At 39.8% G+C, this 14,023-nt stretch carries 14 protein-coding genes, 1 tRNA gene and 1 pseudogene; all 16 read left to right on the plus strand.

Annotated features, from left to right (window positions below; genetic code table 11):
• Positions 1-224: pseudogene (locus tag HQ49_RS07475) on the plus strand (ISAs1 family transposase); the annotation flags it as partial.
• Between the two features lie 139 nt (positions 225-363).
• Positions 364-451, plus strand: a tRNA-Ser gene (locus tag HQ49_RS07480).
• 308 nt (positions 452-759) lie between these two features.
• Positions 760-1,983 (plus strand): site-specific integrase, encoded by a 1,224-nt coding sequence (locus HQ49_RS07485; RefSeq protein ID WP_036846971.1) that lies wholly within the window; start codon positions 760-762, stop codon positions 1,981-1,983.
• A 35-nt stretch (positions 1,984-2,018) separates the two neighbouring features.
• Complete coding sequence (locus HQ49_RS07490) at positions 2,019-2,489, plus strand: DUF1896 domain-containing protein (protein WP_039419321.1); 471 nt, start codon at positions 2,019-2,021, stop codon at positions 2,487-2,489.
• 134 nt (positions 2,490-2,623) lie between these two features.
• Positions 2,624-2,959 (plus strand): hypothetical protein, encoded by a 336-nt coding sequence (locus HQ49_RS07495; RefSeq protein ID WP_036846962.1) that lies wholly within the window; start codon positions 2,624-2,626, stop codon positions 2,957-2,959.
• A gap of 429 nt (positions 2,960-3,388) precedes the next feature.
• Positions 3,389-3,820: a hypothetical protein gene (locus HQ49_RS07500; RefSeq protein ID WP_036846960.1), complete on the plus strand. Its 432-nt coding sequence runs from the start codon at positions 3,389-3,391 to the stop codon at positions 3,818-3,820.
• An 8-nt stretch (positions 3,821-3,828) separates the two neighbouring features.
• Positions 3,829-4,119 (plus strand): hypothetical protein, encoded by a 291-nt coding sequence (locus tag HQ49_RS07505; RefSeq protein ID WP_036846957.1) that lies wholly within the window; start codon positions 3,829-3,831, stop codon positions 4,117-4,119.
• Between the two features lie 7 nt (positions 4,120-4,126).
• The gene (locus HQ49_RS07510; RefSeq protein ID WP_036846954.1) at positions 4,127-4,426 is read left to right on the plus strand and encodes a hypothetical protein; all 300 of its coding nucleotides are present in this window, start codon (positions 4,127-4,129) and stop codon (positions 4,424-4,426) included.
• Between the two features lie 21 nt (positions 4,427-4,447).
• Complete coding sequence (locus HQ49_RS07515; protein ID WP_039419323.1) at positions 4,448-4,870, plus strand: PcfK-like family protein; 423 nt, start codon at positions 4,448-4,450, stop codon at positions 4,868-4,870.
• A 4-nt stretch (positions 4,871-4,874) separates the two neighbouring features.
• On the plus strand, positions 4,875-6,140 hold the full coding sequence (locus HQ49_RS07520; protein WP_036847075.1) for a PcfJ domain-containing protein: 1,266 nt from the start codon (positions 4,875-4,877) through the stop codon (positions 6,138-6,140).
• 231 nt (positions 6,141-6,371) lie between these two features.
• A complete protein-coding gene (locus HQ49_RS07525) occupies positions 6,372-6,818 on the plus strand; it encodes a PH domain-containing protein (protein ID WP_036846947.1) in 447 nt (148 codons plus the stop codon).
• Between the two features lie 479 nt (positions 6,819-7,297).
• Positions 7,298-7,924 carry a tail fiber domain-containing protein gene (locus tag HQ49_RS07530; protein WP_036846942.1) on the plus strand — a complete coding sequence of 209 codons (627 nt, stop codon included), beginning with the start codon at positions 7,298-7,300 and terminating at the stop codon, positions 7,922-7,924.
• Positions 7,925-8,725 carry a class I SAM-dependent methyltransferase gene (locus HQ49_RS07535; protein ID WP_036846941.1) on the plus strand — a complete coding sequence of 267 codons (801 nt, stop codon included), beginning with the start codon at positions 7,925-7,927 and terminating at the stop codon, positions 8,723-8,725.
• Between the two features lies 1 nt (position 8,726).
• On the plus strand, positions 8,727-10,589 hold the full coding sequence (locus HQ49_RS07540) for a S8 family peptidase (protein ID WP_052073461.1): 1,863 nt from the start codon (positions 8,727-8,729) through the stop codon (positions 10,587-10,589).
• A gap of 385 nt (positions 10,590-10,974) precedes the next feature.
• A complete protein-coding gene (locus HQ49_RS07545; RefSeq protein WP_235290095.1) occupies positions 10,975-11,574 on the plus strand; it encodes a TetR/AcrR family transcriptional regulator in 600 nt (199 codons plus the stop codon).
• A 63-nt stretch (positions 11,575-11,637) separates the two neighbouring features.
• On the plus strand, positions 11,638-14,022 hold the full coding sequence (locus HQ49_RS07550) for a TonB-dependent receptor (protein WP_036846938.1): 2,385 nt from the start codon (positions 11,638-11,640) through the stop codon (positions 14,020-14,022).
• Position 14,023 lies beyond the last annotated feature (1 nt).

Consider the following 14,023-nt stretch of genomic DNA (forward strand, 5'->3'; position numbering starts at 1 on the left):
ATTGGGCAATAGAGAACAAGTTGCATCACTGTTTGGATGTCTATTTCGGACACGATGCCTCGCACAAGAGAACGAGGAATGTGGCGCAGATTATGGATCTCATTCAAAAGATCAATTTACTCATTATAGAGCGACTGAAGACGAATATGAAGTCTTCAATCCCTCGTATCCAAAAGAAATTGGCTCGAATGAAGCCACAACAACTAATCACAATACAGTTTTAATGCGTCACCCCTGGCCAAAGCGTTACTGTTCTAACCGGTTCTGTACAAAAACAAAAAAGCAGGCAAAAAGATTGCCCGTTTAGAAAATACCTTTATATTTGCACCGCAATTGAGAGATACGTCATTTATTTCTTGATTAGGAGAGATGGTAGAGTGGTCGATTACAGCGGTCTTGAAAACCGCCGTACCGAGAGGTACCGGGGGTTCGAATCCCTCTCTCTCCGCCAGAAGGTTTCGAAAGGGTTTCACAACCCCATTCAAAACAGCCTTCAAAATATAGATAATCGTTGTAAAATCAAGGTTTTACAGCGATTTTTCTTTGTATACCCCCTACAATCTGACGGCTTAACCCTATGTTTTAATAGTCATCTTTCGGTCATATACTGCTACATATACTGCTACACAAATTTTGTAGCAGTAAAAAATGTAGCAGTGACAGGAAAATGAAGGCTTCTTTGACGGCATCAGTCTTTTCTATATCAATACATTATGTAGAACTTTGTAGCAGAAATACTACAAGAAAACAAAGATGCGTATGAAGCAGAATTTCAAGGTATCCTTCTACCTACGCTCAAATTACGAGAACAAAGAGGGAAAGTCGCCTGTAATGCTCCGTGTATTCCTTAATGGAGAAATGGCAAATTTTGGGTCTACCAAGATCTTTGTTGACAAGTCATTGTGGAGTAACACTACCAGCAGACTGAAAGGACGCACAGCAGATGCACTAACTGCCAATGCTGCATTGGATGGAATCTCCTATACACTGAATGCTATCTATCGTAAGTTTGAGGACGATGAGACTCTTTCGATGGATAAGATTCGTAGCATTTTTTGTGGTAAGACTAAGGAATATGTAAATTTTCTCCCTGTCTTTGACTCGTTTATTGAAGGTGTTAAACAGCGTGTGGGACGAACAATTAGCAAAGACAGCTTACAGAAGTATAGCGTCGTTAGGAGACACTTCTATGAGTTTCTTATACACAAGTATTCTCGTAAGGATATTGGACTGACAGAACTCTCGCCTTCTGTGATTCAAGACTTTGAGTTGTACCTTAGCACCGTGGCCGGTTGCTCGCACAACACCACAGTCAAGAAGATGAAATCACTAAAAACCATAACGATTTATGCCCAAAAACGTGGCATTTTGCTACATGATCCCTTCCTTGACTATGGCTTCCATTTAAAGCCAGTCAATCGAGATTTTCTTACTGATGAAGAAATCCTTAAAATTGCCAACAAGGATTTAGAACTCCAACGTTTGGAATTAGTTCGTGACATTTTTATCTTTTCCTGCTTTACAGGTTTGGCGTACATTGATGTAGCCAATCTCACACCTGCTCATATCGTTACTATGGATAATAAGCTATGGATTATGACTCAGCGTCAGAAAAGTGGTATATCATCGAATATTCTCTTATTAGATATTCCTAAAAGTATCATTGCCAAATACGGTAATCAGACTTATCGAGAGGGAAAACTCCTTCCAATACTCTCTAACCAGAAGACCAATGCCTATCTCAAGGAGATAGCCGATCTCTGTGGCATCGAGAAGAATCTGACTTTTCATGTGGCTCGCCACACCTTTGCAACGATGTCGCTTAGTAAAGGTGTACCCATGGAGAGTGTATCAAAGATGCTTGGGCACACCAATATCAGAACTACCCAAATTTACGCCCGTATCACAAATAAGAAAGTCGAGCATGATATGGAGCAACTCGCCGAAAAACTTGATAAATTCAATACTGCTATGGGCATCTAACAAAGACTTGTTTCATCTAAAATCAGAATGATATTATGAATCAGACTAAGAAAGAGCTTTCTTACTTCCGCCTGAAGTTGGAAACTTACCTCAATGATTATCACTCCGAGTTAATGACAGACGCAGCCTTTATTTCATCTCGTGTCGATGCAGCACTCACCGCTTACTGCGATGCCATATCGCAGGGCTTCTCCCACCTCGAAGCTGAGGCGATGTCGAGCGAAGTTCTCTACCAAGGTCTTCACTTCTCTAAGCACAATACCCTTGTGTCTATTTTAGAGAATGAGTTCAGCGAAGAATTGCCCGAACCATTACCAGAAAAGCTTGCTCCCATTCTACTTGGTAACCAATTCATTCAAGCAGTCTTCGCGAAGTATGACCTCACAGACGACTTTGACGGAAGCACTGAGTACGAGGCTCTCTACACCGAACTCACAGGAATGATTGTTCAGCTTATCGAGAATAACAACTTGCCTACGATGAAGAAGGCTGAATCATCGAAGTAACTTAATCCTATCGAGAGCATTGGAGCATCAAGAGCCAAGATATACACTCCGCCCCACACACCAAGAGGCAAGCCCTTGTCTTTGTGTTTCGGTGCATCTTGTGGAGCTCTTGAAACTCTAAAATGCTCCCGAATATGAATACTCAACTAATGAATCACGATGTTCACAGCCCTATTTTCATTAGGGCTAAGACTACCAACGATAAGCCTAAGGCAGAGCCAACGAAGAATTCTCGCTCTATCGACTGGAGACGTATCATTGAACTAGTGCTCCTACTCTCAGTTGTTGCCGGTGCAATTTACTTCATCTCGAAGCTCGTTACGCCTCAAGTCGTAACCGTCATCGGCATCTTCGTGGGTTTCTTGGTGCTACGCTTCATTGTACGTACGATACTAAGAGTTACACTTACACTGCTTAGCATCCTCTTTTGGTTGGCTGTCTTAGCAGCAATTTTACTCTTCGTCTTCTAGAGTAGACGATTGACAATAATCTTTATGGGTGACTATCTCTTTGGGAGGTAGTCACCTTTTTTGTTTTCGTGGTTGTCGGCTTTGCACTTCTGTTTCTTTTGCCATTCGCTGATTTTATCTTCGTTTGTCCGCTTCGGCAGAACTCGAACAAGTTCGCTTCTGCTCTCAGCTATCCAGAACGTTCCACCCTATGCGTGACAGATGGATGCTGTTTCTTTTTCTTCGCAAAGGTAGTATGGGGCTTATGCTACCTCAAGGTCAAGCCTATGGTTGGTCTGGAAAATCTCCACACTTGCGCTTCGCTGTGCTTCTCTTCAGGTCGTATTTTCCACCCAAACCTTGTGTTCGCTTTCGCCCCACTACCTCTGTTTTGCTCGAAAAAAGGAATCAGCATACTCCGATCTTTGGACGCATAAAAAAAATGTCACTATGGATAAGCAGAAAATAAATACAACATCTTCGATGAGCAGAAAAGGATATAGCTCCTCCTCTCATTACCGCATAAGTTCGGGGATTGGGGAGCGTGAGCGTGCAGTGGCGACTAAGTTCGTGCTGTGGGAGGTACAACCTTTGGAAACCCTCCGTGATTGTAAAGCTTACCTCTTGCGTGTGAAACTCAATCGTGGCGAAGCGATAAGCCGTGAGGAAAAGGATTGGCTATGTGAAGCCGTGAATAGCAATACTTACTTCCGTACCGCCATCCCCGTGATGGGCTACCGATTTGACTTCTTTGATGTGCTGAGAAAGTACTTGGTCAATCAATACGGACATTGGGCTGAGTACTATGCCCCCGACCGCACCAGCCTACGCAAACACCTATGTGGGCGCATCAATCAGATAGTAGAAATCCCTAAATACTAAGGACGACTATGGCATACTACACATTCTATCAAGACCGCAAGGTTACCTGTTGGGAACGCACACACTTTGAGGTGCAAGCAGACACTTACGAAGAAGCCCTCGCAATGGTTAAGTCGTGGAATGGCGAAGATGTGGCTCTGTGGGAGGACGAAGAAAAGGTCATCATCACAGAGGGGGAGACTCTCTATGAAACAACCGAAGCCCTATCCCCCGAGGATAACCACGGACGAGCCACAATAGAAGTCTTTGGAACAAGTGGAGAGAGTATTACAGACAACGCAAATCCAACAAAACGATAATACGACTATGGCAAATATATGCACCAACCTATTCTACGCATCAAGCGAGAAGGCAGAAACGATAGACGCAATTAGAGCATTTATAGAGGAACATTTCCCCAATGATTGGCATGAGCAAAGCGATGACTTCCAGATTGAAGCCGAGCTATACAGCCGTTGGGACTTCCCTAAAAGCCTATTTGAGGACTTGGGCAAGAGCCTAAGTCACGACGGCACTCTCTATATGCGTTGCCTATCCCACGAACTATGTAACGAGTATGCCTGTCTCTCTGTCTATCGAAATGGAGAATGGACAATCGGGAAATAAACCACCAAAGAGAACAAGACAATGAAAGGAGCAGAACAATTCACACGCACCATAACCGAGTATCTTAATCAAAGAGCAATGACAGACCCTCTGTTTGCTCCTAACTTGGCAAAGCCCTACAAGAACATCGAGGACTGCATCACCTATATCTTACAGCAGGTGCGACAGAGCGGGTGCAATGGCTTTGAGGACGATGAAATCTACGCTATGGCGGTACACTACTATGACGAGGACGATTTAGAAGTGGGTAGCCGTGTAGCCTGCAATGTGGTAGTCAATCACACTATAGTCCTCACCGAAGAAGAGAAAGCCGAAGCACGAAAGCAGGCGATACAGCAGTACCAAGCCGAGGAGCTACGCAAGTTGCAAGAACCGAAGCGAGTGAAAGCCAAGGTAAGCACCAACAGCGAGCAAGTACCCCAACCTTCTCTATTTGATTTATAAGCCTATGAAACCACGAAATAAGTTTGAGAAAGCCGTCTTCGCTCAGAGTAAGCACCTCCACCCGATAACCAAGATACAAAAGCAATGGGCATTTAGGGAGTGTATTGACCACTTTGCCTACCGCCTACCCAAGGGTAACACCACTTGTATGGATTGTGGGCATTCGTGGAAGATGGATATACCAAGCGAGCATTGCACCTGTCCCCAGTGTGGGGCAGGCTTGCAGGTCAAAGAAACCTATCAAAGGAAATTGCAACAGAAGCAGTACTTTACCATACTAACCACTTCGGGAGGGTATCAAGTCTTGCGTATGTGTCTACTTATTGTGGGTATGAAGAAAGGCAAGCAAGCCGTTTCCTCAGTCATTGAGATTGGGCAGTATTGGTGGAATGAGAGCGGACGACAGACGATTGTTGCCATACAGCGAATTATGGGGCATTATGTGGATAGCTTTGCCCACTATTCGCCTATGGCTATCCGCAGTGATAATGATGCCTATCGCTTTATTGCTCATTGTCCCTTATATCCGAAAGTCAGGGCGATAGACACCCTCCGCAGGAATGGCTTTGCGGGCGAGTGCCACGACATTGCCCCCTCTGTACTTATCACAGCCCTACTCACAGACAGCCGAGCCGAAACACTTATGAAGGCAGGACGCATCGAGCATCTACGATACTTCCTCAGCCGAGCAAGGAACATCGACGCGTATTGGCAAGCCTACAAAATCACACTGCGTAGGGAGTACGACATCACAGACATAGCCCTTTGGTGCGACTATGTGGATATGCTCAAGAGGTTGGGCAAGGATATATACAACGCTCACTTTATTTGTCCTAATAGCTTACAAGAAGCCCACGACAGAGTGCAGCGAAAGTTGCAGACACAGCGAGAGCGAGAAGTCGAAGCACGAAAGCGACAAAAGGCATTGGAGAATGAGGTGCGTTTTCAAGCCCTCAAAGCTCCATTCTTTGGTATCGCCTTCACAGACGGCACGATTGAGGTACGTGTGTTGGAGAGTGTGCAGGAGTATATGGAGGAGAGTAAAGCCTTACACCATTGCGTGTTCGATAATGCCTACTATCTCAAAGAGGATTCACTTATCCTTTCAGCTTGTATAAATGGCAAACGGATAGAAACGATAGAAGTGTCGCTTGAAACAATGAAGGTCATTCAATGCCGTGGCTTGCTGAACAAGAACACGGAGTACCACGACCGCATCATTGACCTTGTACACCGGAACATCAAGCAGATACAGAGCCGTGTAGCCTAAGCCCCCTATAAAGTAAAAGCCCCCGAAGCGATTAAACAAATCATTTCGGGAGCTTCTTTTCTTTGTCTTTGAACAAGCAGGCGACCAAAAGAAAAGAAGCAAAAGAAAGTCGCAAAAATAAGATATTTCAATATTGTTAAAACCGTGAACTTTTTGGAGAGAGGCTTCGCTCTTTTCAACTGAAATCAATAAATTTGTGCACTACAATAAACAAGAAGATAAAAACAAATTATGAGTTACATACAAAATAGCTTGTTGTCAGGAGAGTATATACAGCACTCAGCTAAAATACATTGGTGGACTTATATGTCTCCGACCCTATTTATTTTTATTGGATGGTTACTTCATGATGCTGGGACGTTTTTGAATGTTTTGTCTTATATCCTTCTCGGAGCAGGTATAATTGGGATTATCAACCGTCACATAGAGCGAATGACATCCGAATTTGCAGTGACGAATAAGAGAGTCATCCTCAAAACAGGATGGATTAAACGAAGTGTTGTAGAACTTCAATTAAGTAAAACAGAAGCTATTGGTTTTACCGAAACTTTTTGGGGGCGACTCTTAAAGTTCGGTACAATAATAGTTACTACGGGAGGAGCTAAGAATACCTATCCTTATGTAGCCGACGCTTTAAGATTTAGAAAGGTCATAAGTGATGCCGTGAACCAGCAGTAATGTAAAGTACTTATGAGCAGATACATACAATTCTTCTGAAACAGAATTACTAACACGTTAGTTTTTTTTGCCGGCAATACTCATAACTATGTTGCGAATATCTCCAATTGGGTTAAAGCTATTCGAGATGGAGATAGGCATTTTGTGTTGTTTTTTGACAACTGAGCATTAAAGCTAATTTCCAATTAGTAAACAAAATTTTCTTGAAAATCAAATATATGCGTACTACTTATTTCTCGATAACGCATTTATACAGATACCTAAGTTAGCAAATGAGGCTATAAACACTAATAGTTCTTTGGAAACATTATCATGGCCAACCCCACAAATTAATTTATCCTTATTAATGTAAAAAATACCTATCTGTAGGGATTGACTTCTTTTTTTGTATGATGTAGCTTTGCTCATAAGATTTTCATTTTGCGCAATTTAGAAAATCAAACAGAACTATGATTTACTAAACACAAACATCTACGACTATGAAACGTATTATTATTCTAACAATTGCAGTACTTTTTGCCTCACTCTATTCAACTACTCATGCTAATGCTCAAGTGAAGTATATGTCTAATGGGAAGATGACCATTGGCAATACGGATCCTTTTGCTTTCTATCACTATACTATTTCAGGGACTGGTGCATATTTTAAATTCAATGGAAGTTATAACAATTTCTTCCAGATTGATGTCACACCGGCATCACCTCGTTTAGCGGGTCATGGTAATCAGGTCGTATTTTACAATACCCAAACTAGTACTTTTAACAGTATACAAGTACATCGAGTTTACAATTATTCTGATGCAAGAGCGAAATCTGGGATAACAACTCTCAATCGTGGGATGGATATTGTCAAAAGATTAAGACCTGTTTCGTACAATTTTATTGGGGATGAATCAAAAATGCAACCCACAAAATTTAACGAGTATACAAAAAATAATGCCGAGATTGGACTATTGGCTCAAGAAGTAGAAGCAATACTTCCCAATTTAGTCTATACAGATAAAGAGGGCAGGAAACTCATAGATTATACAGCACTAATTCCTATCCTTGTTGATGCTGTAAAGAGTCTTCAACAAGAAGTGGAAGTATTAAAAAAACGAAAATAAATGCAGAGCAGACACACTGACAGGGAAAGGTATTTTCAAGAATTAGTAGAGACTTCTAGAAAATACTATATTGGCTATGTAAAGAAACACAAACCAATAGATGAAACTATTCGAATTTTAGAAATTGGTTGTGGAGAAGGAGGAAATTTATTGCCATTTGCAGAGTTAAAAGCCTCTGTTTTAGGGGTTGACATGTCTGGAGAAAGGATAAAACAAGCAGAGGCTTTCTTCCAGAATTCTGGAACAGAGGGGACATTCCGCTGTGTAGATTTTCTTAAGATGCCTTTACCCTCAAGCACGGAACTATTTGATATTATTTTGGTGCACGATGTGATAGAACATATCGAACCTCACTTGAAAAAAGACTTCATTTCTCGAATAAAATTATTCTTGAAAGAGGAAGGAATCATCTTTTTCCGCTTCCCGGCATGGCATATGCCTTTCGGAGGACACCAACAAATTTGTAGAAGTTCAATTTGTTCAAAAGTTCCGTTTACGCACTTACTCCCTACAGTGTTGTACAAAAAATACCTGTCCGTCTTTAATGAAAGTAACTCTTGTATCGAAGAGCTACTTAGCATAAAGCGATCTAGAATGACAATAGAAAAATTTGAGACTTTGTGTAGAAGACTTGGGTACAAAGTATTAGATAGAACGTTATGGTTTATTAATCCTCATTATGAGGTAAAATTTAATCTCCCATCAATTAAGTTAAATCGTGTGTTTACGTATTTATATTATCTAAGAAATTATCTCTCTACTTCATGCTTCTACATTATAGCTCCATTAAAAAAAGAATAGTATGAAAAAAAGATATCCTCTTTTGCTTTCTGTTATCTTAACGATAGCATTAAGTTCTTGTCAAGATAGTATGATGAAGGATATAGGTGAAAGCAACAAAAAAGACAACCTAGAGGAAAATAGTTCTTCTCTACGGAGTACCATGACAAACGCAAAATTTTATTGGTACAAAGGCAAGAAGGTTCTATTGTATCCCGATGCCCAGAAAGAATATATCCTTTACAAAGCCTCTGATGAAGACAAATTATTTCAAAACATAAAAAGTTCGACCTCCGGCTTGAAGATTGGTGAAATTTCCAAACAGACTCGCTTGATACATACACCCCTAAATTCCTCGATAGCAAATGATGCTTTGAAATGGGCAATCATTCCTAAAGAAGCATCCATGTCTACAAAAAACGAGATCTTATATCGGGGTGATTTTTTCACTGACGAAAATGGGAAATCAGTAGGCCTTTCTCATCTGTTTTATGTTAAACTCAAAGCCGAAAAAGACTTTGAGAAGCTGAAGAAATATGCAGACAAATATGGTTTATGGATTGTTTCGCAGAATGAATACATGCCTCAATGGTACACTTTAGCCTGTATAAAAACAGAATTATCCTCTATAGAGTTGGCTAATCTTTTTCATGAAACAGGAGAATTTGAGATAGCACAACCTGATATTGTAGTTGATGACGAATTGATATGTGCAGACCCTAATGACCCCTTGTTTCCTCTCCAATGGGGATTGAAAAATACTGGACAGGGAGGCGGTATTAGGGGATTTGATATTGCTTTCAATGAAGCTTACGAAATAACACAAGGTAGTTCAAGTGTAGTTGTTGCAGTAATAGATCATGGAATAGATTTAAGCCATACAGATTTGAATATTCACCCAATAAGCTATGATACAGAAACTGCAACCTCTCCTAGTGTAATTCGAGGTCCCCATGGGACAGCATGTGCTGGAATAATTGGAGCAAAAACAAATAATGGCACTGGTGTGGCAGGGATTGCCCCTCTGTCTCCTCTTATGTCGATTAGTAATAACTTACGATTTAGCCCTAATATCTCCGAAAAACTTGCAGACGGATTCAACTTTGCATGGAGAAATGGAGCATCCGTTATTTCCAATTCCTGGGGAGGATTAGCTCCCTCCTCAATATTGGATGATGCAATAGAGGCGGCATTGCGTTATGGAAGAAGAGGAAAGGGTTGTGTTGTTGCTTTCTCTTCTGGGAATGGGGACTCCCCTAGCGTGCTCTACCCTGCTTCTTCAAATCCGGACATATTGGCAGTTGGAGCAATGAGTCCATGTGGAGAGCGCAAAAGCCGCTCCTCTTGCGATGGGGACGGAAGGTGGGGTAGCAATTATGGCTCAACATTGGATATTGTTGCCCCTGGAGTAAAAATACCTACGACTGATTGGGTTGGCCGTCCTGGATATTCATCAGGGGACTATTATAATTTATTTGGTGGCACATCTTCTGCTTGTCCACACGTTGCAGCTGTTGCAGCATTAATTTTATCCGTAAAACCTGAACTTACTCAACAGGAGGTGTGCAGGGCAATACTTAGAAGTGCTAGAAAACTACCGATTTACACCTTTCGAGAACAAAAAGAATACGGTTTATGGAATAATGAAGTTGGCTATGGTCTTGTAAATGCAAATGCAGCTCTCCAGAGTGTCATGAGTGCCGATATCGTTTACTTTAACGACCAGGTGGTTTCTTTCAATAGAGAGATATATGGAAATATAATTCTTTCACGAAATGTTCTCGTAAGAAACAGTGCAAAACTTCTTTTTGCTGCTCAACAGAAAATTGTGCTGACTCCACCTTTTGAAATTGAAAGAGGAAGCCAGTTTGAAATGAGATTCTAAACAGATAGGCAGTAACGGTAAACAGAAAGACAATTCCTACTGATTGGTAGTGTCCAATGAAAGCCCTAATTAATGAGCTTTCATTGGACATCGTTTTCATATATCCCACTCTTTATAAAAACTCTGAGGCGGAAAGATTAAAAGAGGCATATTCAATCCCCCATATTACCTAGCATCTTTCACGGGTCGATGATAAATCAAAACTCTCACAAGAGCAGAGTTCCAAAAGCTGGAATTATCAAAAAACATTTATAGGCATTATTGAAACATAGCATTTTTTGAACATCAAAAGTATAATGAATAATTTGGTCAGTTTTATATTTATGAGTAATATTGCAAACAAAACATACCGACCAGTTTGTATGTTAGCAAAAAGATGGAACAGATGTCAAAAAAAGATTTAATCCTCAAAGAAAGCTATAAGCTCTTCTTATCCAAGGGGTATGATGCAATCAGTTTAACAGATATTGAACGTCATGCCAAAGTGACGAGAGGGGCTATATTTCATCATTTTCACAGCAAAGAAGATTTATTCAAGCAAGTTGCAGAGAGATTTGTTTTTTCGTTTCTCGAAGATGAAGGAGAAAATAACCCCTATTTAGGGGGTGCAATGCCGCTAAAAGGCTTTATATCAAATCGTCTCCATATTATCAAAAGGAGGATGGAATACTTCTATAGAGAAGTCGATAATTGTATAACTCCTGCCTCTTTTATGGCTTTCATTTTATATCTGAAAGACCATTATGATGATTGGAGTGAACGTATAGACACATATGAGAAACATAAGTTGCAACTATGGGAGAAAGTGATCTGCTTAGCAAAAAAGAGACAGGAAATCAAAGAAGATTCCGACATAGAGCGACTAGCTTTGACCTTCCACAACTTGTATTTAGGATTATCTTATCAAGGAGCTCTAATTGATAAGCTATCAATAGCTCAACTAGAGGAGTTATGGGACTATATCTACTTAAAACACACTACGTAAATAAAAACATCTTAGCTATAAGATAAATAAGAGGTGGCTTTTACTTAAAAAAACAACACAAGTATGCAAGTACAGGTAACTTTTAGAAAAGATGATTGTTTGAGGCAAAGTCTTGTAGCTCTGGGGATGTTCTTACTTGTTATGACATCCAATAACCTTCTTTTTGCACAAGAAAAAAACGATAAGCGATATAGAATCTCGGGCAAAGTCTACGATGCAGAAACCAAAGAAACTTTGGTTGCTGCAAGTATCAGAAATAGCAATAAAACGTCTGAAGAAAGAGTTACCGATGAAACTGGAGCTTTCTCTTTCATCGTTAAAGACCCATCATTAAGATTATTATTTTCCTGCATAGGATATGATTCTTTAGAAAAAGAGATTCATCTCACGCAGGACACTACATTATCTATTTATCTCTCTCCATCCACTCATTCCCTTAGTGAGGTTATTGTCACATCAAACTCATTTTGGAAGCAACAACGCAAGAAAGGAATTATAACAGTTCCATTATATAAGCTAAGAGATATCCCTCCATTGTTTGGGGAGGCTGATATTTTAAAAAGCTTGCAGTATTTGCCTGGAGTAACAGCAGTATCAGAAGGGAAAAGCGATATAAGTATCAGAGGAAGTAACTCAGATCAAAATCTTATCCTAATAGATGGGATGCCTATGTATAATAGCAACCATGTTTTCGGCTTATTATCTACCATAAATCCTGAATCCATAAAAAATGTAACTCTTTATAAATCAAATCAACCAGCTCGTTTTGGTGGACGAGCAGCGGCTATAATTGACATACAAACAAAAGACGGAAATAAAGAAAAAGTAAGAGGGAACATTGGTATTGGAAATATGTCTGCAAGAGCTAATATTGAAATACCAATTGTAAAATCAAAAACTTCTTTAGCGTTTTCTCTTCGACGATCTTTTCTAGACTTGTTTTTGCCTTTATTCTTCGCTAAGGAGGAGGAGAAGACGACATTCTCCTTTCATGATCTTAATGCCAAGTTTAATCATAGAGTGAATGAAAGGCTATCTTTCTCAGCTTTGTGGTATTATAGCTTTGATCGCCTAGAAAATAAACTAAAAAGTCAAGTGAAATCTAGCTCAGAATCCGAATATCGTTGGAGTTGGAGAAATCAAGGCATCCAATTTAGAACGGATTATACATTGAATGATAAAGTCTTTCTTCGTTTTTTGCTATCAAATATTAATTACAATAAAAAGGATCATACTATCCAGGGCTTCAACTCTAAGGCCGGTTGGCAGCAGATGGGTCTATCTTCGACACTATCTGTGAATGACTACATAGCAAATTTATTACTTACCTACTATCCACTAAACAACTATACTCTTCGAATAGGGAGTGAATTTCTAAAGCAAAATGTGAATATAAAGAATTGTAGCCTTGAAAAGGATGATAAAAAAGAGTACAGTACAGTTCAAAAAAGTGATAACTGGACGTTTTTTTTAGAGAATGAATTTCGTTTGGGAGAATATTTATCTACGAATATTGGGATTAGAGGAAATCTCTACTTCTTCGATAAGGGGACATATAATTCTCTATCTCCAAGAATTTCTGCTAATCTGGACCTTTTTGACCATAAACTTTCTCTTCGTTTAGACTATGCTAACACTCGTCAATATATCCAACAAGTAAATAACAACTCTGTCTTTTTACAATCTGATGTATGGATTATAGCCAATAAAAGATACAAACCCATAAACTCTCATCAAGTAGCCGGAGAAGTCGTTTGGAGACCCGTTGACAAATGGGAGATAAGTGTTTCTCCCTATTGGAAGACCATGAGTAATCTTTTAGATTATAAAGAAGGAGTTTCCTTTCTCAAAAACCTGAATAGATTAGAAGATAAATTGGCAATTGGAAAAGGGCGTGCTTATGGAATAGAATTAGGGGTTAATGGAAGTATTGGAGCTATAACAACGACAACAAGCTATACTCTAGCTAAAAGCGAGAGAATTTTTCAGGATGTTAATGAGGGAAATTGGTTTCCTGCGAATTTCGACTACACACATAATTTCTATGTAAACTCATCTTATCAATTTAATAAGCATTTTTCCTTTGCCGCATCTTGGACATATCGAACTGGAGGCTTGCAAACGGTTCCCTTGGAGATAGTAAAAAGTGCAATCCTACCAGATTTGATTAGGCCTGTAGGAGAGGAATATGTACAAATTCCTCATCGTAATAACTATAGGCTTCCTGCTTATCATAGACTAGATTTAAGTGCTACATACTCTTTTGGTATAAGTCATTGGGGAAAAGGTCTAGTAAGTCTTTCTATATACAATGCTTATAATAGGATGAATGTATATAGAGTCTTTTTAGAACAAGAAGAGGTCTCTGGCGACAAACTTCGACAAAAATTTAAAATAATGACCATGTACCCTATTATCCCTTCTCTGAACTTCAAAATTGAATTCTAAT

The sequence above is a fragment of the Porphyromonas gulae genome (genome assembly GCF_000765945.1).
Taxonomy (GTDB): Bacteria; Bacteroidota; Bacteroidia; order Bacteroidales; family Porphyromonadaceae; genus Porphyromonas; species Porphyromonas gulae.

Bases quoted from the DNA above. Each gene is read 5' to 3' on its own strand.
- HQ49_RS07485 (WP_036846971.1), top strand. From the start codon at position 760: ATGAAGCAGAATTTCAAGGTATCCTTCTACCTACGCTCAAATTACGAG.
- HQ49_RS07490 (WP_039419321.1), top strand. From the start codon at position 2,019: ATGAATCAGACTAAGAAAGAGCTTTCTTACTTCCGCCTGAAGTTGGAA.
- HQ49_RS07495 (WP_036846962.1), top strand. From the start codon at position 2,624: ATGAATACTCAACTAATGAATCACGATGTTCACAGCCCTATTTTCATT.
- HQ49_RS07500 (WP_036846960.1), top strand. From the start codon at position 3,389: ATGGATAAGCAGAAAATAAATACAACATCTTCGATGAGCAGAAAAGGA.
- HQ49_RS07505 (WP_036846957.1), top strand. From the start codon at position 3,829: ATGGCATACTACACATTCTATCAAGACCGCAAGGTTACCTGTTGGGAA.
- HQ49_RS07510 (WP_036846954.1), top strand. From the start codon at position 4,127: ATGGCAAATATATGCACCAACCTATTCTACGCATCAAGCGAGAAGGCA.
- HQ49_RS07515 (WP_039419323.1), top strand. From the start codon at position 4,448: ATGAAAGGAGCAGAACAATTCACACGCACCATAACCGAGTATCTTAAT.
- HQ49_RS07520 (WP_036847075.1), top strand. From the start codon at position 4,875: ATGAAACCACGAAATAAGTTTGAGAAAGCCGTCTTCGCTCAGAGTAAG.
- HQ49_RS07525 (WP_036846947.1), top strand. From the start codon at position 6,372: ATGAGTTACATACAAAATAGCTTGTTGTCAGGAGAGTATATACAGCAC.
- HQ49_RS07530 (WP_036846942.1), top strand. From the start codon at position 7,298: ATGAAACGTATTATTATTCTAACAATTGCAGTACTTTTTGCCTCACTC.
- HQ49_RS07535 (WP_036846941.1), top strand. From the start codon at position 7,925: ATGCAGAGCAGACACACTGACAGGGAAAGGTATTTTCAAGAATTAGTA.
- HQ49_RS07540 (WP_052073461.1), top strand. From the start codon at position 8,727: ATGAAAAAAAGATATCCTCTTTTGCTTTCTGTTATCTTAACGATAGCA.
- HQ49_RS07545 (WP_235290095.1), top strand. From the start codon at position 10,975: ATGTCAAAAAAAGATTTAATCCTCAAAGAAAGCTATAAGCTCTTCTTA.
- HQ49_RS07550 (WP_036846938.1), top strand. From the start codon at position 11,638: ATGCAAGTACAGGTAACTTTTAGAAAAGATGATTGTTTGAGGCAAAGT.